The organism is Streptomyces sp. A2-16 (assembly GCF_018128905.1).
Lineage (GTDB): Bacteria > Actinomycetota > Actinomycetes > Streptomycetales > Streptomycetaceae > Streptomyces.
This window is the reverse complement of record NZ_CP063808.1, coordinates 298,708-321,022: the sequence shown is the minus strand read 5'-3', so window position 1 is coordinate 321,022 and position 22,315 is coordinate 298,708. Positions and strand designations below refer to the sequence as shown.

The 22,315-nt window shown below is 69.5% G+C and carries 25 protein-coding genes and 1 tRNA gene; 8 read left to right on the top strand and 18 right to left on the bottom strand.

What is annotated here, in order from left to right:
* Positions 1–72: 72 nt before the first annotated feature.
* The 5 genes from IOD14_RS01590 to IOD14_RS01570 all read right to left on the bottom strand — a co-directional run bounded on the left by IOD14_RS01590 (position 73) and on the right by IOD14_RS01570 (position 5,378).
* A complete protein-coding gene (locus IOD14_RS01590) occupies positions 73–534 on the bottom strand; it encodes a helix-turn-helix domain-containing protein (protein ID WP_123992776.1) in 462 nt (153 codons plus the stop codon).
* A gap of 5 nt (positions 535–539) precedes the next feature.
* Entirely contained in the window at positions 540–1,721 is a 1,182-nt protein-coding gene (gene dnaJ / locus IOD14_RS01585) for a molecular chaperone DnaJ (RefSeq protein ID WP_123990633.1), read from the bottom strand.
* Between the two features lie 45 nt (positions 1,722–1,766).
* Positions 1,767–2,423 carry a nucleotide exchange factor GrpE gene (gene grpE / locus IOD14_RS01580; RefSeq protein WP_123990632.1) on the bottom strand — a complete coding sequence of 219 codons (657 nt, stop codon included), beginning with the start codon at positions 2,421–2,423 and terminating at the stop codon, positions 1,767–1,769.
* A complete protein-coding gene (gene dnaK, locus IOD14_RS01575) occupies positions 2,420–4,264 on the bottom strand; it encodes a molecular chaperone DnaK (protein ID WP_123990631.1) in 1,845 nt (614 codons plus the stop codon). The genes grpE and dnaK overlap by 4 nt, the downstream gene beginning before the upstream one ends.
* A 94-nt stretch (positions 4,265–4,358) precedes the next feature.
* Positions 4,359–5,378, bottom strand: a complete 1,020-nt coding sequence (locus IOD14_RS01570) for an MraY family glycosyltransferase (RefSeq protein ID WP_212669486.1) — start codon at positions 5,376–5,378, stop codon at positions 4,359–4,361.
* A gap of 215 nt (positions 5,379–5,593) precedes the next feature.
* Here IOD14_RS01570 and IOD14_RS01565 point away from each other — a divergent pair, with 215 nt between their 5' ends.
* Positions 5,594–7,876 carry a 4Fe-4S dicluster domain-containing protein gene (locus IOD14_RS01565; protein ID WP_212669485.1) on the top strand — a complete coding sequence of 761 codons (2,283 nt, stop codon included), beginning with the start codon at positions 5,594–5,596 and terminating at the stop codon, positions 7,874–7,876.
* Positions 7,877–8,033: 157 nt separating this feature from the next.
* On the opposite strand, the gene IOD14_RS01560 is transcribed toward IOD14_RS01565, so the two are convergent.
* Complete coding sequence (locus IOD14_RS01560; RefSeq protein ID WP_174269317.1) at positions 8,034–8,525, bottom strand: amino acid transporter; 492 nt, start codon at positions 8,523–8,525, stop codon at positions 8,034–8,036.
* Between the two features lie 123 nt (positions 8,526–8,648).
* Here IOD14_RS01560 and IOD14_RS01555 point away from each other — a divergent pair, with 123 nt between their 5' ends.
* The 6 genes from IOD14_RS01555 (at position 8,649) to IOD14_RS01535 (ending at position 13,506) form a co-directional block, all read left to right on the top strand.
* Positions 8,649–9,947 (top strand): VCBS repeat-containing protein, encoded by a 1,299-nt coding sequence (locus tag IOD14_RS01555; RefSeq protein WP_212669484.1) that lies wholly within the window; start codon positions 8,649–8,651, stop codon positions 9,945–9,947.
* A 100-nt stretch (positions 9,948–10,047) separates the two neighbouring features.
* Entirely contained in the window at positions 10,048–10,344 is a 297-nt protein-coding gene (locus IOD14_RS44850) for an FG-GAP repeat protein (RefSeq protein ID WP_280909907.1), read from the top strand.
* Between the two features lie 256 nt (positions 10,345–10,600).
* Positions 10,601–11,557: a Yip1 family protein gene (locus tag IOD14_RS01550; protein WP_123990626.1), complete on the top strand. Its 957-nt coding sequence runs from the start codon at positions 10,601–10,603 to the stop codon at positions 11,555–11,557.
* Between the two features lie 88 nt (positions 11,558–11,645).
* Positions 11,646–12,116, top strand: coding sequence for a hypothetical protein (locus IOD14_RS01545; RefSeq protein ID WP_212669483.1), 471 nt, complete (start codon positions 11,646–11,648; stop codon positions 12,114–12,116).
* Between the two features lie 270 nt (positions 12,117–12,386).
* On the top strand, positions 12,387–12,992 hold the full coding sequence (locus tag IOD14_RS01540) for a hypothetical protein (protein ID WP_212669482.1): 606 nt from the start codon (positions 12,387–12,389) through the stop codon (positions 12,990–12,992).
* A gap of 91 nt (positions 12,993–13,083) precedes the next feature.
* A complete protein-coding gene (locus IOD14_RS01535) occupies positions 13,084–13,506 on the top strand; it encodes a hypothetical protein (protein WP_212669481.1) in 423 nt (140 codons plus the stop codon).
* 69 nt (positions 13,507–13,575) lie between these two features.
* On the opposite strand, the gene IOD14_RS01530 is transcribed toward IOD14_RS01535, so the two are convergent.
* On the bottom strand, positions 13,576–14,085 hold the full coding sequence (locus tag IOD14_RS01530; protein ID WP_123990622.1) for a phosphoribosyltransferase: 510 nt from the start codon (positions 14,083–14,085) through the stop codon (positions 13,576–13,578).
* A complete protein-coding gene (gene dcd / locus IOD14_RS01525) occupies positions 14,082–14,657 on the bottom strand; it encodes a dCTP deaminase (RefSeq protein ID WP_123990621.1) in 576 nt (191 codons plus the stop codon). Before dcd ends, IOD14_RS01530 begins: the two co-directional genes overlap by 4 nt.
* 512 nt (positions 14,658–15,169) lie before the next feature.
* Here dcd and IOD14_RS01520 point away from each other — a divergent pair.
* Positions 15,170–15,243, top strand: a tRNA-Gly gene (locus IOD14_RS01520).
* A 49-nt stretch (positions 15,244–15,292) separates the two neighbouring features.
* Here the strand turns inward: IOD14_RS01520 and IOD14_RS01515 are convergent.
* The 10 genes from IOD14_RS01515 to IOD14_RS01470 form a co-directional block, all read right to left on the bottom strand.
* On the bottom strand, positions 15,293–16,507 hold the full coding sequence (locus IOD14_RS01515; protein ID WP_212669480.1) for a tyrosine-type recombinase/integrase: 1,215 nt from the start codon (positions 16,505–16,507) through the stop codon (positions 15,293–15,295).
* Entirely contained in the window at positions 16,507–16,719 is a 213-nt protein-coding gene (locus IOD14_RS01510) for an excisionase family DNA-binding protein (RefSeq protein ID WP_212669479.1), read from the bottom strand. Before IOD14_RS01510 ends, IOD14_RS01515 begins: the two co-directional genes overlap by 1 nt.
* The gene (locus IOD14_RS01505) at positions 16,716–18,032 is read right to left on the bottom strand and encodes a replication initiator (protein WP_212669478.1); all 1,317 of its coding nucleotides are present in this window, start codon (positions 18,030–18,032) and stop codon (positions 16,716–16,718) included. The genes IOD14_RS01510 and IOD14_RS01505 overlap by 4 nt, the downstream gene beginning before the upstream one ends.
* 119 nt (positions 18,033–18,151) lie before the next feature.
* Positions 18,152–18,400 (bottom strand): SpdD protein, encoded by a 249-nt coding sequence (locus IOD14_RS01500; RefSeq protein ID WP_212669477.1) that lies wholly within the window; start codon positions 18,398–18,400, stop codon positions 18,152–18,154.
* Between the two features lie 33 nt (positions 18,401–18,433).
* Complete coding sequence (locus tag IOD14_RS01495) at positions 18,434–18,619, bottom strand: hypothetical protein (protein ID WP_212669476.1); 186 nt, start codon at positions 18,617–18,619, stop codon at positions 18,434–18,436.
* Between the two features lie 16 nt (positions 18,620–18,635).
* On the bottom strand, positions 18,636–18,827 hold the full coding sequence (locus tag IOD14_RS01490) for a mobile element transfer protein (RefSeq protein WP_062244619.1): 192 nt from the start codon (positions 18,825–18,827) through the stop codon (positions 18,636–18,638).
* Between the two features lie 15 nt (positions 18,828–18,842).
* A complete protein-coding gene (locus IOD14_RS01485; RefSeq protein ID WP_212669475.1) occupies positions 18,843–19,475 on the bottom strand; it encodes a DUF2637 domain-containing protein in 633 nt (210 codons plus the stop codon).
* Positions 19,476–19,560: 85 nt separating this feature from the next.
* Positions 19,561–20,937 carry an FtsK/SpoIIIE domain-containing protein gene (locus tag IOD14_RS01480; RefSeq protein WP_212669474.1) on the bottom strand — a complete coding sequence of 459 codons (1,377 nt, stop codon included), beginning with the start codon at positions 20,935–20,937 and terminating at the stop codon, positions 19,561–19,563.
* The gene (locus IOD14_RS01475; RefSeq protein ID WP_212669473.1) at positions 20,937–21,293 is read right to left on the bottom strand and encodes a hypothetical protein; all 357 of its coding nucleotides are present in this window, start codon (positions 21,291–21,293) and stop codon (positions 20,937–20,939) included. Before IOD14_RS01475 ends, IOD14_RS01480 begins: the two co-directional genes overlap by 1 nt.
* 170 nt (positions 21,294–21,463) lie before the next feature.
* Positions 21,464–22,255, bottom strand: a complete 792-nt coding sequence (locus IOD14_RS01470; RefSeq protein WP_212669472.1) for a GntR family transcriptional regulator — start codon at positions 22,253–22,255, stop codon at positions 21,464–21,466.
* Positions 22,256–22,315: the final 60 nt, after the last annotated feature.

Sequence of the window (22,315 nt, the reverse complement as noted above, 5' to 3'; positions counted from 1 at the left end):
GAAGAGCATGAGGAAGGGGCCCGGAGAGATCTCCGGGCCCCTTCTCGTGGCTGTGCATAGTCCTTGCTGTGCCTAGTCCTTGGCCTTCTTGGGCCGCCACACCACCAGCGCGCTGGTCTGCTGGACCTCCTGGTACGGGACCAGGTCGCGGCGGTACGACGCGTGCACCGCCGCCTCGCGCTGCTGCATGGCCGCCGCGGCCCCCTCGACGGCCGCCTGGAGTTCGGCCACCCTCGACTGGAGCGCCGCGACCTGGTTCTCCAGCTCGATGATGCGCTTGATCCCGGCGAGGTTGATGCCCTCGTCCTGCGACAGCTGCTGGACGGTGCGCAGCAGTTCGATGTCGCGGGCCGAGTAGCGCCGGCCCCGGCCCGCGGTGCGGTCCGGGGACACCAGCCCCAGGCGGTCGTACTGGCGCAGGGTCTGCGGGTGCAGGCCGGAGAGCTGGGCCGCCACCGAGATGACGTACACCGGGGTTTCCTCGGTCAGTTCGTACGGACCTCGAAAACCGTCACTGCGTCGACGACCGTCCATCTCCGTCATGCTCCCTTCGCGGCCTGGAACAGCTCCGCCCGTGGATCCTCACCCACGGTCGCCTCGCGATACGCCTCGAGCGCGTCACGAGCCTTCCCCGACAGCTCGGTCGGGACACTCACCTCGACGGTGACCAGCAGATCGCCCCGGGTGCCGTCCTTGCGGACCGCGCCCTTGCCCCGCGCCCGCATGGTGCGGCCGTTGGGCGTGCCCGGGGGCAGTTTCAGCGTCACGGCGGGCCCGCCCAGGGTGGGGACCCTGACCTCGCCGCCGAGCGCCGCCTCGGAGAAGGTCACCGGGACCGTCACCGTGAGGTTGTCGCCCTTGCGGCCGAAGACGGGGTGCGCGTCGACGTGCACGGTGACGTACAGGTCGCCCGCGGGGCCTCCGCGTTCGCCCGGTGCGCCCTTGCCGCGCAGCCGGATCCGCTGGCTGTCCGACACCCCGGCCGGGATGCGGACCTGCATGGTGCGGGAGGACTTGGCCCGTCCGGAGCCCTTGCAGATCTCGCAGGGGTTCTCCGCGATCAGGCCGCGGCCCTTGCAGTCCGGGCAGGGGTCGGTGAGGGAGAAGCCTCCCCCGGAGCCCCGCGCCACCTGGCCGGTGCCCACGCACGTCGGGCACACGCGCGGGTTGCCGTTGGCGTCGCCGGTGCCCGAGCAGGCCTTGCAGGGGGCCTGCGAGGACATCCTGAGCGGGACGGTCGCGCCCTCGATCGCCTCGGTGAAGCTGAGGGTGACCTCGGTGTCGATGTCCTGCCCGCGCCGGGGCTGGACGCGCGTAGTTCCGGAGCTGCCCCGGTTGAACAGACCCCCGAAGACGTCTCCGAGTCCGCCGCCGAAGCCACCGGCTCCCTGGCCCCCGCCCTGGGCGCCGCCTCCGAAGAGGTCGCCCAGGTCGAAGTTGAAGGAACCGCCCGCGCCGCCCGGCCCCGGGCGGTAGCCGCCGTTGCCGAACAGGGCGCGGGCCTCGTCGTACTCCTTGCGCTTCTTGGGGTCACCGAGGACGTCGTTCGCCTCGGAGATCTCCTTGAAGCGCTCCTCGGCCTTGGTGTTGCCCTTGTTGGCGTCCGGGTGGAACTCGCGGGCGAGCTTCCGGTACGCCTTCTTGATCTCGGCCTCGGTGGCGTCCTTGGGGACGCCGAGGACCTTGTAGTAGTCCTTCTCGATGAAGTCCTTGGTGCTCATCCTCGACGCGCCCCCTTTCCGGTGTCCCGATGGTTCTCTTCGACCTCAGCCCTCCTCAGGGCCGTTGTCCTTGTCGTCGCCGGCCTCGGAACCGTCCTCGGCCTTGACCGTCTGCGCGCCCGGCTGCGGCTCGGCCACGGCCACCCGCGCGGGGCGGATGGTGCGCTCGCCGATGCGATACCCGGGCTGCAGAATCGCCACGCACGTCGTCTCGGTGACGTCGGGCGCGTAGCTGTGCATCAGGGCCTCGTGGATCGTCGGGTCGAAGGGCTCGCCCTCCTTGCCGAACTGCTGCAGACCCATCTTCGCCGCGACGGTCTCCAGCGACTCACCGACGGACTTGAATCCGCCGACGAACTCGCCGTGGTCCCGCGCGCGGCCGATGTCGTCGAGCACGGGCAGAAGCTCGGTCAGGAGGTTCGCGACGGCGATCTCCTTGACTGTGATCCGGTCCCGCTCCACGCGGCGGCGGTAGTTCTGGAACTCGGCCTGGAGCCGCTGGAGGTCCGCGGTGCGCTCCTCGAGCGCCTTGCGCGACTGGTCCAGCTGGGCCGTCAGGCCGGCGATCTGCGCTGTTGCGTCCCCGGCCGGGGCCGCCCCCGCCTCCGAAGAGGGGGCGGCGGCCTTCGGCTCGGCGTCGTCGGGGGTGGCGCCGGAGGGGACGTCGGGCTTCTCGTCGAAGCCCGGGGTCTCCTCCGTCACGCGGCACCGTCCTTGCGCTCGTCGTCCACGATCTCGGCGTCCACGACGTCGTCGTCGGCCTTGGGAGCCTCGGCACCGGCGTCGGCGCCGCCCGCGGCCTGCGCGGCCTGGGCGTCGGCGTACATGGCCTGGCCGACCTTCTGCGAGACGGCCGCGACCTTCTCGGTGGCGGTGCGGATCTCGGCGGTGTCCTCGCCCTTGAGCGCGGTCTTCAGCTCCTCGACGGCGGCCTCGACCTCGGTCTTGACCTCGCCGGGGACCTTGTCCTCGTTGTCCTTGAGGAACTTCTCCGTCTGGTAGACGAGCTGCTCGCCCTGGTTGCGGGACTCGGCGGCCTCGCGGCGGGCGTGGTCCTCCTCCGCGTACTTCTCAGCCTCTTCGCGCATCCGGTTGACCTCGTCCTTCGGCAGCGAGGAGCCACCGGTGACGGTCATCTTCTGCTCCTTGCCCGTGCCGAGGTCCTTCGCGGTCACGTGCATGATGCCGTTGGCGTCGATGTCGAAGGCGACCTCGATCTGCGGGACACCGCGCGGGGCCGGCGGCAGACCGGTCAGCTCGAACATCCCGAGCTTCTTGTTGTACGCCGCGATCTCGCGCTCGCCCTGGTAGACCTGGATCTGCACGGAGGGCTGGTTGTCCTCGGCGGTGGTGAAGATCTCGGACCGCTTGGTCGGGATCGTCGTGTTCCGCTCGATGAGCTTGGTCATGATGCCGCCCTTGGTCTCGATGCCGAGGGACAGCGGGGTCACGTCGAGGAGCAGGACGTCCTTGACCTCACCCTTGAGGACACCGGCCTGCAGGGCGGCGCCGATGGCGACGACCTCGTCCGGGTTGACGCCCTTGTTGGCGTCCTTGCCTCCGGTGAGCTCGCGCACGAGCTCGGCGACGGCGGGCATACGGGTGGAGCCACCGACGAGGACGACGTGGTCGATCTCGTTGATGGAGACGCCGGCGTCCTTCATGACGTTGAAGAACGGGGTCTTGCAGCGCTCCAGGAGGTCCGCGGTCAGCTGCTGGAACTGAGCCCGGGTGAGCTTCTCGTCCAGGTGCAGCGGGCCCTCGGCGGAGGCCGTGATGTAGGGCAGGTTGATCGAGGTCTCGGTGGAGGAGGACAGCTCGATCTTGGCCTTCTCGGCGGCCTCGCGGAGGCGCTGGAGGGCCATCTTGTCCTTGGCGAGGTCCACGCCGTGACCGGACTTGAACTGCTGCACCAGGTAGTCGACGACGCGCTGGTCCCAGTCGTCACCACCGAGGTGGTTGTCACCGTTGGTGGCCTTCACCTCGACGACGCCGTCGCCGATCTCCAGGAGGGACACGTCGAAGGTGCCGCCACCGAGGTCGAAGACGAGGATCGTCTGGTCGTCCTTGTCGAGGCCGTACGCGAGCGCGGCCGCGGTGGGCTCGTTGACGATGCGCAGGACGTTCAGGCCCGCGATCTCGCCGGCCTCCTTCGTCGCCTGGCGCTCGGAGTCGTTGAAGTACGCCGGGACGGTGATGACCGCGTCGGTCACCTTCTCGCCCAGGTAGGACTCGGCGTCCCGCTTCAGCTTCTGAAGGATGAAGGCGGAGATCTGCTGCGGGTTGAAGGGCTTCCCGTCCAGCTCCATCTTCCAGTCGGTGCCCATGTGACGCTTCACCGAACGGATGGTCCGGTCCACGTTGGTGACCGCCTGGCGCTTGGCCACCTCGCCGACCAGCACTTCGCCGTTCTTCGCGAAGGCGACGACGGACGGCGTGGTCCTGGCACCCTCGGCGTTGGTGATGACGGTGGGCTCGCCGCCTTCGAGAACGCTGACGACGGAGTTAGTCGTGCCCAGGTCGATGCCGACCGCACGTGCCATGGTTGATTCCTCCAGCTGACTTGAGTGGAACGGACTCAAGTGTGCACGACACGTCCGGCTCGGTCAACAGACCTGAGTCGTGCGGGCTCAACTCTTATCCGTTCCTTACACGCAACTGGGCTCTGACCTGCGTCGATACCGGACGCGGAGCATTGCTGGGCCTGATGCGAAGCAGTGCGAGCACGACGATCAGGGCGCCCGCGGCGACCCACAGGGCCCCGGTCGCGGCGATCCAGCCCAGATGCACGAGGACTGCGACGAGTACCCCGGCGAAGGCCCCGACACCCAGGACGACGGACGCCCCCTGCACCGTGAGCCCGAGCCGCCGCAGCCGGTGCGCGAGATGGTCGGGCGCGGCCCTCAGCAGCGGCCGCCCGGACAGCCGCCGGGCCAGGACGACGAGGACGACGTCGGCGGCCACCAGCGCCGTCAGCGCGAACAACACCCCCGCGCCGGAGCCGAGTTCCCGCCCCGCGCGGGTCGTCACGGCCGCGGCCGCGAGCACGAAGCCGGTGAACAGCGCCCCGCAGGAGCCGAGCCCCACGCGCGCGGGATGCCAGTTGTGCATCAGGAACCCGGTCAGCGCGGCGGCCAGCACGCTCAGCAGTACGGCGAGCCCGTCCATCACCTCCGCCGCCGCGCAGGCCGCCGCCCCGAAGGCGGTGACGACCCCGACCGTCCCGGCGAGCCCGTCGGCGTGGTCCAGCGCCTTGAAGCCGAGGGCGACGAAGACGATCCAGCCGACCGCGAGGATCCCGGCGAGCACCCCCGTCTCCTCGTACGGCACGACACACGCCGCCGCCACGGCCGTACCGCCCACGAGGAACCGGGCCTTGACCCGACGCACGTCGGCGACGAGCCCGAGCAGGGCCACGCCGGCCGCGGCGACGAGCAGCCGGCCGGCCTCGGGCCCGAGCGGGACGACACCCCGCCAGTCCCCGACCAGGGCCACCCCGCAGGTGGCGGCCACCACCGCCGCCCCGCCGGACAGCGGCATGGGCCGCCGCCATCGCCGGTCGACGATGCCGAGGCGCAGGGCGGGCATCCGCAGCAGGGCGGTGAGCACGGCGGCGAGGAGCAGGGCGGAGGTGGCGGCGAGGATCCCGTAGAGCACAAGCCCAAATTAGCGCCGTATGTACCAATTCAGCACGAATAACACGATCGGGTTTTAAGGTAACCCTCAGCGATTCAGATCACCCCGTGCCCGGCTACAGTGCGGCGGAGGATGGGGGTAGTCTCAGACGGACTGCATAAGTTACCGCTTAGTAATGACGAGATCCCTTCTCACGGATCTCGCGTAGACCCCTCGCAGGCCCGAGGAGCCCCGAAATGCAACTCGCCGCGATCATCGTGTCGCTGGTACTGACCGTGGTCGGCGTGGCACTGCTCGCGCGCGCCATCGGCCAGTTCGTCCGGTACTTCAAGCTGGGCCAGCCGGTGCCCGCCGGAAGCAGGACCGACAACCCCTACGCGCGCAGCGTGACGCTCGTGAAGGAGTTCCTCGGCCACACCCGGATGAACCGGTGGGGCATCGTCGGCTTCGCGCACTGGTTCGTGGCCATCGGCTTCCTGACCCTGCCGCCGACCCTCGCCCAGGCCTTCGGCCAGCTCTTCGAGGCCGACTGGACGCTGCCGGTCGTCGGCGACTGGCTGCCGCTGGAGATGTACACCGAGTTCATCGGTGTGATGACGGTGCTCGGCATCATCGTCCTCATCGCGATCCGCCTGTCGAACCTGCCCTCGCGGCCCGGCCGCAAGTCCCGCTTCGCGGGCTCCAAGGCGGGCCAGGCGTACTTCGTCGAGTACGTCATCCTCACCATCGGCCTCGCGATCTACGTGCTGCGCGGCCTCGAGGGCGCCATCCACCACGTGGACGGCTACGACGCCTCGTACTTCGCCTCGTACCCGCTGGTCCTGGCCTTCAAGGGACTCAGCGTCTCCGCGCTGCAGAACCTGATCTACCTGGTCGCCATGATCAAGATCAGCACCTCGTTCATCTGGATGATCGTGGTCTCGCTGAACACCAACATGGGTGTGGCCTGGCACCGCTTCCTGGCGTTCCCGAACATCTGGTTCAAGCGCGAGGCGACCGGCGGGACCGCCCTCGGCGGCCTCCAGCCGATGACCTCCGGCGGCAAGCCGATCGACTTCACCGACCCCGGTGACGACGACGTCTTCGGTGTCTCCCAGGTCGAGCAGTTCTCCTGGAAGGGCCTGCTCGACTTCTCCACCTGCACCGAGTGCGGCCGCTGCCAGTCGCAGTGCCCCGCCTGGAACACCGGCAAGCCGCTCTCCCCGAAGCTCCTGATCATGTCCCTGCGCGACCACGCGCACGCCAAGGCGCCCTACCTGCTCGCGGGTGGCGGCAAGACCATGGAGGGCGAGGAGAAGGCGTCCGAGGAGCAGCTGAAGGACGTCCCCGCCGCGGCTCTCGCCGAGGCCGAGCGCCCGCTGATCGGGACCGTCGAGGAGAACGGCGTCATCGACCCGGACGTCCTGTGGTCCTGCACCACCTGCGGCGCCTGTGTCGAGCAGTGCCCGGTGGACATCGAGCACGTCGACCACATCGTCGACATGCGCCGCTACCAGGTGATGATCGAGAGCGCGTTCCCGTCCGAGGCGGGCACGATGCTCAAGAACCTGGAGAAGAAGGGCAACCCCTGGGGCCTGGCCAAGAAGCAGCGCCTGGAGTGGCTCAAGGAGGTCGAGTTCGAGGTCCCGGTCGTCGGCCAGGACATCGAGGACCTCACCGAGGTCGAGTACCTGTACTGGGTGGGCTGCGCGGGTGCCCTGGAGGACCGCGCGAAGAAGACCACGAAGGCCTTCGCCGAGCTGCTGCACATCGCGGGCGTCAAGTTCGCGATCATGGGCGGCGACGAGAAGTGCACCGGTGACTCCGCCCGACGCCTGGGCAACGAGCCCCTGTTCCAGGAGCTCGGCATGGAGAACGTCATGGCGCTGAACATGGCGTTCGGCGAGGAGCTGGACGACGACGGCAAGGTGGTCGCCGAGTCCGCCAAGCCGAAGTCCGCGAAGAAGATCGTCGCGACCTGCCCCCACTGCCTCAACACCATCGGCAACGAGTACCCGCAGCTCGGCGGCGACTACGAGGTCATCCACCACACCCAGCTGCTCCAGCACCTCGTCGACGAGGGCAAGCTGGTCCCGGTCACCCCGGTCGAGGGCATCATCACCTACCACGACCCCTGCTACCTGGGCCGCCACAACAAGATCTACACGCCCCCGCGCGAGATCATCGCCAACGTTCCCGGCCTGCGGAACGAGGAGATGCACCGCCACAAGGAGCGCGGCTTCTGCTGCGGTGCCGGTGGCGCGCGGATGTGGATGGAGGAGCGGATCGGCAAGCGCATCAACAACGAGCGCGTCGACGAGGCCCTTTCGCTGAACCCGGACATCGTCTCCACGGCCTGCCCCTTCTGCCTCGTCATGCTGACCGACTCGGTCAACGGCAAGAAGAACGACGGCAAGGCGAAGGAGTCCATCCAGGTCGTCGACGTCGCCCAGCTCCTGCTGGAGTCCGTCAAGACTCCGGTCGACCCGCAGGACACGGCGGAGACGGAGAGCGAGCCGGAGCCGGAGCCGGTGAAGTGACGCCGGTGAAGTAACGGTTACGACGGTGCTGTTCACGGCGCCCCCAGGTCCTGCCGGGCCCGGGGGCGCCGTCGTCCGTCCGGCTCCGCTTCGGAAGTGGGCGGCGCCCAGAAGTGGGTGGCGTCAGAAGTGGGCGGCGTTCAGAAGTGGGCGGCGTTCAGAAGTGGGTGGCGATCCCGAACACGCGCCGCAGCAGAGCCATGTCGTGCCGGTCGCGCTCCGTCGGCTCGTACCCCTGGTGGAAGCGGACCTGCTGTGCGGCGGAGAGACACGGGACGACCGTCCCGCCGATGATCCCGGTCACGAAACAGGAGGCCGGATACCGGAGGGGCCGTTCCGGCTCCCCGGACGCCTGCGCGGCGGAACCGTCCCCGGCGAAGACCAGCGGGTGCAGATCGATCTCCCGGCCGCCGGGCGCGGTGACCACGAACCGCACCGGCCGCAGGTCGAGGCTCTCCGTGAAACCCGCGCCGGCCAGGGCCGCCGGCACGGCGGGCTCCTGCTCCCGCCGGTGCATCAGGTCCAGGTCGCGATGGTCCCGGGTCCGCTCGCCCACCAGTGCGTCGATCCCCCACCCGCCCCCGACCCAGACCTCCGTCCCGGCCCGCCGCAGCAGGTCCAGGACGTGCAACACCTCGTCCGCCTCCACCACGTGACTCCAGGGTCGTACGGGGCTGTCGCCGTCTGTCGAACACGTGCATCATTGCCGGGGTCGTTGTCGATGATGCTGACGAGGTGAGCGGTGCGTGTGCGGATCGTGCGGAGAGACGTGATGGGCACGACACCCCCGGGCGGCACCCTGCGCACCGCCCTCGCGGCCGTCACCGCCGCCCTCCTCCTGGCCGCCTGCGGCCCCACCCAGCACACCGGTTCCACGGACCCCACCCCCGTACGGATCGCCGACGCACCGGCCAGGCTCCCCGTCCCGAAGGGCAAGGGCAGCAGAACGGCGGACGACTTCAACGGCGACGGCCACCGCGACCTCGTCCTGGGCGACCTGGTCAAGAAGCAGGCCCACGCCGACGACGCCGGCATCGGCATCGTCTACGGCAGCGAACGCGGACTCGTCCCGGGCACACGGCAGTTGATCACCCCGCGCGGACAGGGCGCGGCCACCGACGGCCAACTCCCGGCCGTGTTCGACGCGGAGGCCTCCTGCGACCTGGACAAGGACGGCTTCACGGACCTCGTCGTCTCCACCGACCCGCCCTACGACGGCCAGGGCCGTCCCCCGGTCCCGCTCCAGATCCTCTTCGGCTCCCCTACCGGCCTCACCGGCAAGGCCGTCCACCTCACCGTCCCGGCCGCCGCCCGCGTCGGCAACGACTGGCCCGACCAGCCGGTCTGCGGCAACTTCGACGGCGACGGCGCGAAGGACCTGGTCCTGCACGCCACCGGCGGCCATCTCACCTACCTGCGCGGTCCGTTCACCCGCAAGGGCGCCCCGCGCAAGGCCGGCGCCCCGATCACCTCGCCCGGCGAGGTCCCCACGGGCCCGGCGGCCGACGTCGACCGCGACGGCTACGACGACCTCATCGTCCGTACGACACAGGGCACCGGCCCCGCGGCCGTGGTCCTCGGCGGTCCGGCGGGCCCGACCCGCACCGGGGCCGTCCTGCCGTCCGGGATCGACGTGGCCCTCGGCTCCTTCGGCCGCGGCAAGACCCTGGACGCGGCCGTCGGCGCCATGGGCGGAACGTCACTGCGCTACGACCTCCCCACCGCGACGAAGGGCTCCCTGGCCTCCCCCGGCTCGGTCCTGGACTCCGCCGACTTCGACGGCGACGGCCTGAGCGAACTGGTCTCCAGCGGCTCGCGCCTGCGCGTCTTCGAGGGCCGTACGACAGGTCCGTCCACCAGGGCGACGGTCACCGTCGAACCCCCCGCCACCGGCACCACCCGGGTCGTCGCGGTCGGCGACTTCGACGGCGACGGCCGGGCGGACCTGGCGGTGCGGACGTACCGGAGCGAGACGAAGGACACCGTGGCCGTGTTCTCCGGGGCCAAGAAGGGGCTTCTGAGCCCCGAGCCCGCCGTGACGTTCTCCACGTCGGCGTTTCTCGGTTCCTGACACCACGGGTCTCGGTTCCTGACATCACGGGCGGGCGCGAACTCCCGTACAACCCAAGACGCTCGGCAGCAAGTTCTGGCGCGCCGGCGCGGTCACCGTCCTGCGCGGCGGACGGTCCGGTCTCACCGGCACCAACTCCCGCCAGACCGACTACACCACGCCCGGCTTCCAGCGCCCGGCCGTCGAGGGCGACTCCTGGTTCGGCACCTCGGCCCTGCTGCGCGACTACAACCGGGACGGCCGCGCCGAACTCGTCGTCTCCGCACCGGACATCGGCCGCCTGCACCTCTTCCCCGGCACCGCCTCCGGCCCGACGGGCACGGGCTCGACCACGCTGCCCGTGAACGGCCTGGGCCTGGGCAACCGCGCGTTCTTCGGCGGGGCGCTGGCTGACTGAGGTGGCGGGTGGCGGGGTGGGGAGCCCCGTACCCGGGATGCGGGGTCCCGTACCCCGGGTGGCGGGTCCCGTACCACCCCGGGTGCTGGAGCCGCGCACCCCTGGTACGGGAGCGGCGCAACGTGGGCGCGGGAGCCGCGCAACCTCGGTGTGGCAGTCCCGCATCCCCGGTGGCGAGCCCCGCATCCCCGGTGCGCGAGCCCCGCATCCCCGGTGCGGCAGCCCCGTAGGGGACGGCTGAGAACTCCCTTAAGGGATGTCACAGCTCGGCAGCAAAGCCGTCCCCGGGACGCCGGGCCGCGCACACCGTCCTCCGGGACCAGGTACGTTCGAAGACGTGGCTGGATTCAGGATCGGACGCGGCCGGGACAACGGCGCTCCTCACACGCGACCGCAACAACCTCCGTACGGGCAGCAGGCGCCCCAGGGACAGCCGTACGGCTATCCCCCCGCGCCGCAGCCCCACCCGGGTCAGTGGACCCAGGGCGGCGGTGGCGGCTACGACGAGCCGGAGTACTTCGGCGACGGCAGCGGCGCCCCGCATCCGCAGGGCGGCCATGACCCGTACGCGGCGAACAACCCGGGCCACACCCAGGCGTTCTCGGTCGATGAGGACCCCTACAACCAGGGCGGCACCTACCGCGCGGGCTCGGCCCCCGCCGGCCCGGTGGGCCCCCGCCTGCACTGGAAAGAACTCCTGAAGGGCATCCTGCTCTCGCCCAAGCAGACCTTCCTCCAGATGCGTGACTACACGATGTGGGGCCCGGCCCTCGTCGTGACCTTCTTCTACGGCCTGCTCGCGGTCTTCGGCTTCGAGGGCGCCCGAGAGGACGCGATCAACGCCACCCTGTCGAACGCGATCCCCATCGTCCTGACCACGGCCGTCGCCATGGTCCTCTCCGCCTTCGTCCTGGGCGTCGTCACCCACGCCCTGGCCCGCCAGCTCGGCGGCGACGGGGCGTGGCAGCCCACGGTCGGCCTCTCCATGCTGATCATGTCCCTGACCGACGCGCCCCGCCTGATCGTGGCCATGTTCCTCGGCGGCGACGCGCCCTTCGTCCAGATCCTGGGCTGGGCGACCTGGGTGGCGGCCGGCGCTCTGCTGACCCTGATGGTCTCCAGGTCCCACGACCTCCCGTGGCCGAAGGCCCTGGGCGCCTCGGCGATCCAGCTGATCGCGCTGCTGTCGATCGTGAAGCTGGGCACCTTCTAGGTTCCCCGGCACCGCCAAGGGCTCCCGACGCACTGCGGCCGGGAGCCCTTCGCCGTTGACGTCAGGGGCGTGTGGCACGATCTTCCCCGTGGAGTGGGGGACGCTTGTAGGAACGGCCCTGGGCGCGGTGCTCGGCATCGGGGCGACACTGGCCGGCGAGCACTTGCGGTGGCGGCGGACCGTCAGGCACAACAGGTTGCAGGACCGCCGGACCATGTACGCGGATTGCCTGGTGGCCCTTCGTCGCGCACACGAGGCCATGCGGCTCGCCGCCGACGAGGACTGCTCCGACCCTCAGCTGAGGGCGGCCAAGATACGGCAGGCGTTCCAGGCGTCGGGGTGCGACGAGGCGCGAGAACGGCTCGTCCTCACGGCACCGGACGACGTCTCCGAAGCCGTGGACGCCTCGTACCACGCCCTGCGCCGCATCCGGGAGACACTCGCGTCCGGATCCACACTGGCGTCCCACGAGTACGACGCAGCCCGCCAGGCCCACGGAGACGCAACCCGCGCGGCCCGCACGGTCTTCCGGCGGGACCTGGAGGCCCTGGAGTCCTGAGCACTCCGGTGCGACCGTTGCCCCTGGGAACCGTCCGGGACGGCGATCTCGAAGACCTGCTGTCGCCAAGGACAGCACGCGGATCAGGGGGACGACTTGCTGGCGAATCTGTTGCCGGGCCTTCGCGATGTCCGAGCACCGCTCGCGACAGGCTGCATCTGGCTCCTGACGCTCTGGCTGATCCTGGAGGACCGGGTCCCGACACCGCAGAAGGCACACGGCGTATGGGCTTCGCTGTATCGCCTCGGGGACTTGATAGGTCCCACCGGAGTGCTCGCGTCCGGAGCCTTCCTCGCCTACCTCATCGGCGCCATGCTCGCCGTTCGCGTGGTCACCGTGAACGCGCGGGAAGCGCCGAAGGCGGCGAGGTTCCGCAGCGGTGGCACAGCCCTCGCACCGCGCGTGTCGCGTCTCGCGTACGACGACCTGGTCAGCTTCCTGCAGGACCAGGGACGGCTGCCCCGCTCCGCGCCGGAGGCCACCGCGGCCGTGAACCCGGAACGCGAACGCGGCGAACGCCTCGTGGTCGGCCTGGCGGTACGGGACATCCTCGGCGAGACCCGCCAGCTGCGCACCAAGCTGCTGATCGCCAGCTACGACCTGTTCAACGAGTACGACCGAGCGGTGGGCGAAGCGGAGTTCCGCAAGAACGTCGCCTACGCCCTCCTGGGCCTGACAGCCACCCTCAGCTGGCTGCAGTCACCCTGGTGGGCCCTCCTCCTGGTCGTCCCCGCCCGCCTCTACACGGCGGGAGTCGGCAGCGAACGAGCCGCCAACGACGTCATCGTCCAGGCCGTGGTGGCGGGCCTGATCACTCCCCTGTCCCTCACGGGGTCCGCGGGGGTGCCGGCCGTTCCCACGGGACGAAGCCAGTAGAGAACCAAGGCGCTGCGCACAATCGACCGACCACCGCCCCGGCGACAGTTTGTATGCTGCGGCATCACGCGACTTACCGGGGGGAACGCAGTTGCACACCACGCTCGCGAGCGACACGAACTACGGCATCCCGTTCCTGATCATCGCTGTTCCCTTCGGCATCACGTCGCTCCTTTTCATCCCCCAGCAACTGCGAAACCGTCGGCTGCGGAAGAACGGGGTGGAAACCCTGGCCGTCTGCCATGAGCGCATACGCCGCGGCGGCACGGCGGTGGAGAAACTGAACTGTTCCTTTCGGACGGCCGACGGCGAGGAGGTCTGGGCGCTCGTCACCGCCCCCAAGCCACCGCCGTGGGAGGGTGAGGAGGTTCCCGTCGTGTTCGACACCCGCAAACCCTCGTCCGCCGAGAGCGCGTACTATCTGGCCTCTTTCGGATCCCACGTGGGTCTCGCAATCCAGCTGCTCGTCGCTTTGCTGCTCGTGGCAGGGGCCGTGGCAGGAGCACTCTCCTGACACCGTCCAGTGCACCTTCGATGAGCGACTTCGCCGAGACTCAAGCCGCCATCCACGTGCGCAGCCGGGTCAGAGCGCTTCCTTCGACGGGGTGAGCGGCTCCCCCGCCTTACGCACCACAGGCAGAACACTCCACGGAAAGTTGATCCAGTCGTCCGTGCGCTTCCAGACGTACTCGCACTTCACCAGGGACTGGGACTTCTCGTAGATGACCGCGGAACGGACCTCGGCGACGGCGTCGAGGCAGAAGTCGCGTACCAGTTTGAGCGTCTTGCCGGTGTCGGCGACGTCGTCGGTGATGAGGACTTTCTTGTCGGAGAAGTCGATGGTGTTGGGGACGGGAGCCAGCATGACCGGCATCTCCAGGGTGGTCCCCACACCGGTGTAGAACTCGACGTTCACCAGGTGGATGTTCTTGCAGTCGAGCGCGTAGGCCAGACCCCCGGCGACGAAGACCCCGCCGCGGGCGATGGAGAGCACGATGTCCGGCTCGTAGCCGTCGTCGGCGATGGTCTGCGCGAGCTCACGGACCGCGGTGCCGAACGCCTCGTAGGTGAGGTTCTCCCGTACGGCGCTCATACCTGGGTCCGGTGGAAGTTGAGGAAGGAGCGGGAGGCGGTGGGACCGCGCTGGCCCTGGTACCGGGAGCCGTAGCGCTCGCTGCCGTAGGGGAACTCGGCCGGCGAGGAGAGCCGGAACATGCACAGCTGGCCGATCTTCATCCCCGGCCAGAGCTTGATGGGGAGGGTCGCGAGGTTCGACAGCTCCAGGGTGACGTGCCCGCTGAAACCGGGGTCGATGAACCCGGCGGTGGAGTGGGTCACGAGCCCGAGCCGACCGAGGGAGGACTTGCCCTCGAGCCGCGAGGCGAGGTCGTCGGGGAGCGTGATGACCTCGTACGTGGAGGCGAGCACGAACTCCCCGGGGTGCAGGATGAACGGCTCGTCGCCCTCCGGCTCCACGAGCCGCGTGAGGTCCGACTGCTCGACGGCGGGGTCGATGTGGGGGTAGCGGTGGTTCTCGAACACCCGGAAGAAGCGATCGAGGCGCACGTCGATGCTGGACGGCTGCACCATGGATTCGTCGTAGGGATCGATCCGTACCCGCCCGGCGTCGATCTCGGCCCGGATGTCCTTGTCTGAGAGAAGCACGCCCCGAGGATACGCAAGGCGCGCGGACCGACCACAATCGGACGGACCCGCGCGCCTGCTACCGATCTCTACCGCTTCTCTTCAGTGCTTCTCCAAGGCCACCGGAACGACGCTGCGAAGCCGGGCACAGCGAGGACACCGGACGAGCCGTCCGGGACCGAGGCGCTCGGCCTGCTGCATCGGGAACGAAGCGGTGCTGAACACGTGCCCATCGGCACAACGGACGACGGTGCGCTCCATCAAGTCCTAGAGTCCCTTCCCCAAGAGCCGCGTCGGGCTACTGCTCACCTGACGACAAATGCCACATTACGGGATGGACGGGACGACCCTCCAGGCGGCACTCCGGTCCCGCCCGGACCCTCTTCCACCTCTCCACCGTACGCCCCAACTCCCGCGCCCCGCAGCCCCGTCCCACCCCCCGAACGCACTCAGGCCCCACGGCTTCAGCGCCGGGGGCCTGGCATGAGGTAAGGTAACGTTGCGTTCGACACCGGTTCCGTCCGGTGCCTCACGCGGGTGTAGTTTAATGGTAGAACATCAGCTTCCCAAGCTGAGAGCGCGAGTTCGATTCTCGTCACCCGCTCCACGACTAAGGCCCAGGTCAGAGACCCGGGCCTTTTTGCTGTCGGTGATGATCAGCGGTCGCGTGCCAGATTCGTGCCAGATGGATGATCGTCGTGGTCGGGGGTCTCTGGTTCTGGCACGGCAGCAGCTTCCTGCGCTTGCTTCTCCGCTTCCTGGCGTGCCTTGCGTACGGTCGCGTCGAGCCCGGCAGCAACTTCCTGCTGTCGGTCGTCGTCGGAGTGCTGGTAGATCAGCGCGGCCTTCTCGGACGACTGGCCGGCGCGGACCATCGTGTCTTTGAGGGTGGCACCCGAACGGGTCGAGAGCGTGTGTCCGGTGTGGCGAAGGTCGTAGAACCGGAAGCCCTCGGGGACGCCGACGACCGTGCGAGCCTTACGCCACTTCCGGCCGAAGCTGCTGCGCCGGAACGGGGCGCCCTTCTCGCCTAGGAAGACCAGCCCGTCAGGCCCCTTGCCCGCGAACAGCTCCATGTGGATGCGCAGCTCCGGGCGGAGGAACTCTGGCAGGTGGACGGCCCGGGTACCGGCCTCGGACTTGGTGTCGCCCGGGGCGCGACGACCGTTCGTACGCTCCGGCTCGGCGAGGCGGACCGTGATCTTCAGCTGGTCGAGGTCGATGTCCCGGCGGCGAAGACCCGCGAGTTCCTCGGGGCGGAGAGGGCCGTAGGCGCCGAGGAAGACCATGAGGCGCCAGCGCGGACCGAGCTGGTCGGCGAGGGCATCCACCTGGGCGACGGTGGCGATACGGCGTTCGGTCGCTTTCTCCTTTCCGGCGCCCTTGATCCGGCACGGGTTGCGCTTGATCAGGTCGTCGTCCACGGCCGTCTCCATGATGCCTTTGAGGAGGCGGTACGCCTTGGCGGTCGTGGTCTTGGCGCCAGTCTTACGAAGGCGTTCAGCGCGCCATTCACGGACGCGGGGTGCGGTGATCTCGTCGAGGTCCGATTCGCCGAAGGTCGGAAGGATGTGATCGTTGAGGAGGTAGCGGTAGAGGTCCTCGCTGAGGATCGAGAGTTCCCGTTCCTCCACCCACTTCTCCGCGTACACCTTGAAGTTGACCGAACCCGCCTCCGGGTCGCGCCACTCCCCCCGCCTGATCTCCGTCTGCTTCTCGGCGAGCCAGTCGTCAGCGTCCGCCGTGGTCGCGAAGGTGTCGGGTGCTGGACGCATCACGCCGTCCGGGCCCGGATAGCGCGCCTGGTAGCGGCCGGACGGAAGCCGTCTGATCGCGCCGAAGCGGCGGCGCCTGCCCTTGCTGTTGGCCATCAGGCAGCCCTCCTGTAGCTCGGGCGAGGCCGCCTCAGCGGCTGCACGGTCCGGGCCTGGATGAACTCCTCCACCGCGCTCTCCGGAATGCGCACATGCCGGCCGAGCTTCACGTACCGGATGCGCCGTTCCTCGATCAGCCGCCGGGGAAAGCGGGCGGTCGTGCCCAGCAGCTCGGCGACCTGGTCGACGGACAGGTAGCGATCGGTCATGCGGTGGGTTCTCCTTCCGTTCCGGGGGCGGGTTCGAGGGATTCGGACAGCCAGGCTTCGGTGTCAGTGAGGCCGGTACCGGCGAAGACCCAGTGGGCGAGGACGTATGTCGTCTCCGGCTGAGGGCTGGTGGCTGTTGCGGCTTGGGCGCGGCGCCATTCGGCGCGGGCGTTGCGGAGGGCGCCGAGGGTGGTGGAGTAGCGGCGGGACTTGGTGGAGAAGTGGCCGCGGAAGCCGAGCATGTGGGCCCAGGCGCGGAGGCGGAGGTGTTCGAGGCTCTTGCGGGCGCCGAGGGTCCAGGCGGTTCGGATGAGTTGGCGTGCGTGGTCGCTGATGTCGAGCTGGGCGAGTTCGGCGACGAACTTGAGCGGGCGGTCGAGAGCTCCCGTCGCGGTCTCGGCGCCTTTGGTGGCGTACTTGGCGATGTAGGCGGCGACGGCGCGTTCGGTCAGCTCCTGGCCGTCGTTGAAGTCGGCGGATCGGATGGTGCGGACGTCGAGTTGGCGGCCGAAGGTGAAGGTGTGAGTGCGGCCGTCGATGACCGGGCCGTTGACGCGCACCTTGGAGGCGGCGGTTTGTATGGCGTCGGTGAGGAGTTCGGCCGTGGCCCATGCGGGCGGTGAGGTGTTGCCGCCTCCCGGGCCGTCGATGCGGATGACCGCATGGAAGTGGACGGCTCCGCGCTTCTGGTACTCGGCGACCTTGGCGAAGGAGACGCGGGCGTGATCGCGGAGACGTCGTTGTGAGATCCCTGCGCGCTTGGCGACCTCCCGGCGGAGGTAGATCGAGAAGCGGCGCCAGAGGGCGCCTGCGTGGGCGTTCCAGAGAACGGCGGCTTCGTAGTCGTAGGTGTCGGGGTTGAGTGGAGTGCCGAGGGTGTCGTCCTCCTGGTCGTGGTGGAGGCCGCAGCGGCAAGGGCGTCCGTCGGTGCGGCGGTTGTGGACCGGGCCGAAGCCGGGGGCGGTGAAGGTGGCGAACACGCGGGGGTGGGTGCCGACCTGTTCCGGGGTGCCCTTGCCGCCGCGCAGTCCGGCGGTGATCAGGTGGAAGGTGTCGCGGCGGTAGACCTCGGCGCAGGCCGGGCAGCGGGTGACGCGGCGGTTGTTGCAGCGGACGAGGAGTTGGCCGGCGGGGAGGCTGGTCGAGTCGAGGTGGTGGAGGATGCGGCCGATCTCGCCGGTGGTGGTGTCGATGTCGTATTCGGTGCGGTGGCCGTCGAGGCGGATGGGGTGGGTGCAGCCGCCGAGGCCGGAGAGTTGCCGGAGGATACCGGGGAGGGTGCCCTGGGCGGCCAGGTTCGCGAGTTCCGGCATGGGGGCCGGGGTGGTGCGGGTGAAGATGGCGTTTCCCTTCTGACTGGCTCGGTCGGGAGGAAGGCCCCGGGGCGGCGTAATGCTTGGTCGTGTGCCGTCGCCCCGGAGGCCGGGCAGGTCTAGCGGCGGTGCTGGTCGCGGAGCATCGAGCGCAGGACGATCGCGGCCACGGCTACGGAGATGGCCGTGACGGCGACGGCGGCCAGGAGCGCGGTGAGGACGACTCCGCCGACGACCAGGACCGCAACCGTCTTCTGATCGATGGACACCGAGGGCAGCGAGCGGCGTGCGGGTGCCGTGTCGGTCGTTGCGGTGTGGGTGTGTGCGGGCGGCGGGGTCGGGTTGTCGGGGTACCTGGGGAGGAACACGGCCCGGACTCCTTATCTACTCGTCTAGATGTGTCAGCTGTTTATGACGGTCACGCCGGAGCGCGTGCCGGACTCGATGGCGGGGGCGAGGAAGGTGTGCGAGAGCCAGAAGCCGAACAGGGCGATCAGGACGACGATCCAGGTGCGGACGCCGAGGAACTTGACCGCTCCCCAGGCGAAGAAGCCGAGGACGACGACAAGCGGCAGGCTGACGGTCACGGGAGGGTGGGTCCTTTCAGCGGACGGGGCAGCGGTGGGTACGGGCGGCCAGTTCAGCGGCGGCGCGGCTGTCGTAGTCGGCGGAGAAGTTGCAGCGCGGGGCCGTGCAGGCGGCGGTGTGCTTCTCGCGACCCCTGCCGTCGTAAGAGGTGGCGACCTGAACAGGGCCGATGCGGGTGACGTTGCGGAAGCGGCGGTTGGCGGTCATGTGCGGGCTCTCCCTTCAGAGTTGGGTGGCGATGGCTTCGGCCAGGGGTGCAGGGACGCCGAGGCGGGCGCGGAGGGTCGGGGTGTCGATTGGTGCGCCGGTGCGGGTGTGGTGTTCGGCGGCGACTTTGCGGGCGTGGTCGACCAGGGCGGTCGGCACCGAAACGGGCGGGGTTGACGGGGATGGCTCGATGGCGGCGGGTTGGGCGGGCGTTTCGGGTGTGGCTTCGGGCTCGTCCTCCTGGTCCTCGATGAGCTCTGTGCCGTTCTCGTCGGTGGTCTCCTTGGGCGCCGAGTGGGCGAGGAGGGTCCCGCCGAGGAAGGCGACCGCGGGCCAGCCCGCGACGAGGATGCGCAGCCAGGCCGGCACGTCGGTCATGTCGAGGAGTCCGGCGGTGGCGACGTTGGCGCCGAGGGAGGCGGTGAGGGCGATGACGAACCAGCACCAGGCCGCCGCTTTGGCCGTACCGGTGCGGAGTCGACGCCATGCGGCGACGAGCAGCAGGTCAACGCTGATCGGGTAGGCCCACGCCTTCCATCCGTCCTGTCCGGCCGCCATGGCGATGTCGTGGATGTGGGCGAAGGACAGTGCGCCGGCGATGAGCGCCTGGACCAACACTGCATCGACACGAGCCAGATGAGCGCGCACGGTCCGGCTCCTTTCGGTTTCGGGCATGGCAGGGGTAGGGACGTGGCGTGAGGCGGTCACGCCGACCGGGTGAAGAGGGGGTGCGTCAGTCGGTCACCGGGTGCGGCAGGACTGCCGGGGCCGGAGTCTCGACGAGGCGTACAGGGATGTCAGGCCGGAAGGGCTTGAGCGCGGCCAGGTCGGGCACCAGGTGCGCCGATTCCCGGCAGATCTCGGCGGCGTCGCCGAGGGAGAGGTAGGGCGTGCGGATGCGGGACCAGCCGCCGGAGGTGTCGCCCGCGACGGCGAGGCCGGGCAGTTCGGGGGCGATGGCGCAGGCGGCGGAGACCGCTTCCGGGGCGATGTCGCCGAGGGCCATCTTGGCGGAGGCTTCGTCGTTGACGCGGTGGCAGACCCGGCCGGTGAGCTGGGCCCGGAGCATGGTGGCGCCCTTGCCGAGTTCTGCGCCGAAGCGTTGCCCGCAGACCTCCAGGTAGATGCCAGCCGCGCGGCCGAGCTGGGCGAGGCGGATGAGCTGGGTGACCATCTCGTCCCGGCGTTCCTCGTCCTTGCGGGTGGCGGTGAGGAAGAGTTCGGCCACCTCGTCGACGAACAGGACGACGGGAGTGGGCCGTTCACTCTCGGGCAGGCCCCAGATGTCGGAGGTGATCTCCTCGTCCGGGGTGTCGGGCGCGATGCCCTGCCGGGCCTTGATCAGGTCGTATCGGTCCTCCATTTCCTTGACCAGTGCGGGCAGCAGCTCTGCGGCTTCGTCCGGGTCGGTGGCGAGGGCGGACAAGCGGGCGGCGAAGGGCGCCAGCTCGACGCCCCGCTTGCAGTCGATACCGACGAGGGCGACGGCCTGAGGAGCCAGCCCTGTGATGAGGTGGCGCAGGTACATGGACTTGCCGGACAGGGTGGCGCCGAGGGTGAGTTGGTGGGGAACGGTTCGGTAGTCCCGTACGAAGGGCATGGCGTCCTCTCGCAGGGCGACCGGCACCTTGAGGAACCCGGAGTCGGTCTTGCGGGGCATGCGCACCCTCCGCAGCACGTCGTAGCCGACGAGGCGCAGTTCGACGACACCCGGCTTGACCGTGGTGACGTAGACGGCGTGAACGCCCCAGGCGTGCCGCAGCCGTTCGGCCGAGGCCGCGACATCGGCGGGTTCCTGCCCGGGTGCCAGCCGCAGCCGGATACGCAGCCCGGTCGAGGTGGGACGGATGAGCCCCCGGCGGGGCGGGACCGGCCGGACCTCCCGCCGAGTAGTGGCCTTCACGGCGAGGACCCGCAGCCGGGACGGAGCCACGGTCAGGCCGCACGCCTCCATGACGGAGCTGTACGAGCTGAGCAGGCGGGCAGTGGATATCGGGCCGCCGACGGCGGACCAGTAGACCGCCGGGTACTTGGCCCGGGTGTAGGCAGCCCCGCCGCCAAGCGCGGCGAGGGGACCACCCACCTCCAGGAGCGTCGTCAGGTCGGTCATCAGGCAGTGGCCCCCATGGCGGCCGGGAACGCGGCCGGAGTGATGGCGGCAGCCCGGAAGGCGATGCCGTGCCGCTGCTGCCCGTTGAACACCGACTCCCACGGCCGGGCGACGAGCCCCGGCAGCGAGACCGGAGCACCCAGGTTCAGGCCCTCGGAGACACCGCCCTCGGGCAGGGTGACCTTGATCAGCGAGGACTCGCCGTCCTCGATGTAGACGACGCCGAGCGTCATCAGCGCCTCACCACTGACGGCGTCCTTGGCGATCTCGCCGGTCTGACGGTCGCGGACCTTGGGCTCGGGAGCCTCGGTGAGGAGGATCGTGGCGGCGGAGGTCTCAACACGGATGGTGCGCAAGGCAGTTTCCCTATCTACTCGTCTACACATGTAACGATCTATGAACCCGATCTCCCGGGCTCACGACGATCACCCTGCCACACAACTTGCCCACTCGTCTATACGAGTATGCATGCTGAGGTGTACGAGTTCGGGAGGGCGTCTCAGCGCACCATCGCAAACCGGGACGATCAGGTCGCCGGAAGCTGATACGACAGCACGTAAGCGTCCGCCGCCATGACCGTGTCGCACACCTCGACGGCCCGTCCCTCGGTGTCGAAGGCGGTGCGGATCAGGTGGATGACGGGCACGCCGGAGGCCAGCCGGAGCGTCTTGACCTCGTCCGGCGAGGGCATCCGGGCCCGAATCTCCTCCTCGAAGTGGTCCAGGCGGTGACCGAGTTCTTCGAGGCGGGCGTAGATGCCACCCGGGCCGGGGTTCGGCTCGGCGATCTGTGTACCGCGGGCGATGTCGAGGGGGAGGTAGGAGGTGGCGAACTCGACCGGCTTCCCGTCCAGCAGATACCGGCGCCGGCGGGCGAGCACCCGTCGTACGGAGCCGAGCCGGGTGGAGATGTCCTGACTGGCCTTCTCTTCCTTGACCTCAAGGCTGTCGACCTGGGGATGGCTGCCGACCGTGTCCGCCTCGACGATGAAGGCGGACTTTCCCTGCTCTCGATGCCGGCGGGCGAACCGGTCGGAGGCGAGCCGCCGCACGGGGGGCCGGGGCCGGACGAAGACGCCCTTGCCGTGCTCGGCGTGGACGAGTCCTTCGCCCTGGAGGATGGAGAAGGAGTTACGGACGGTCATCCGGGAAACCCCGTAGTGGTCCACAAGCTCAGCCTCGGAGGGCAGCTTCTCGCCCTCCCTGAATCGCCCGCGGTCGATGGCCTCGCGCAGCTGGTCGGCGATCTGCCGGAAGACCGCACGATCGCTCGTGGGGTCGAGATCACCGAGCTGGCCGGAGGGAAGAGCAGGGGTCACGAGTGCACTCCTTTAGGTATCTAGACGTGTGGGCGAGTGTTGTTGCTACGGTGGAGAGCC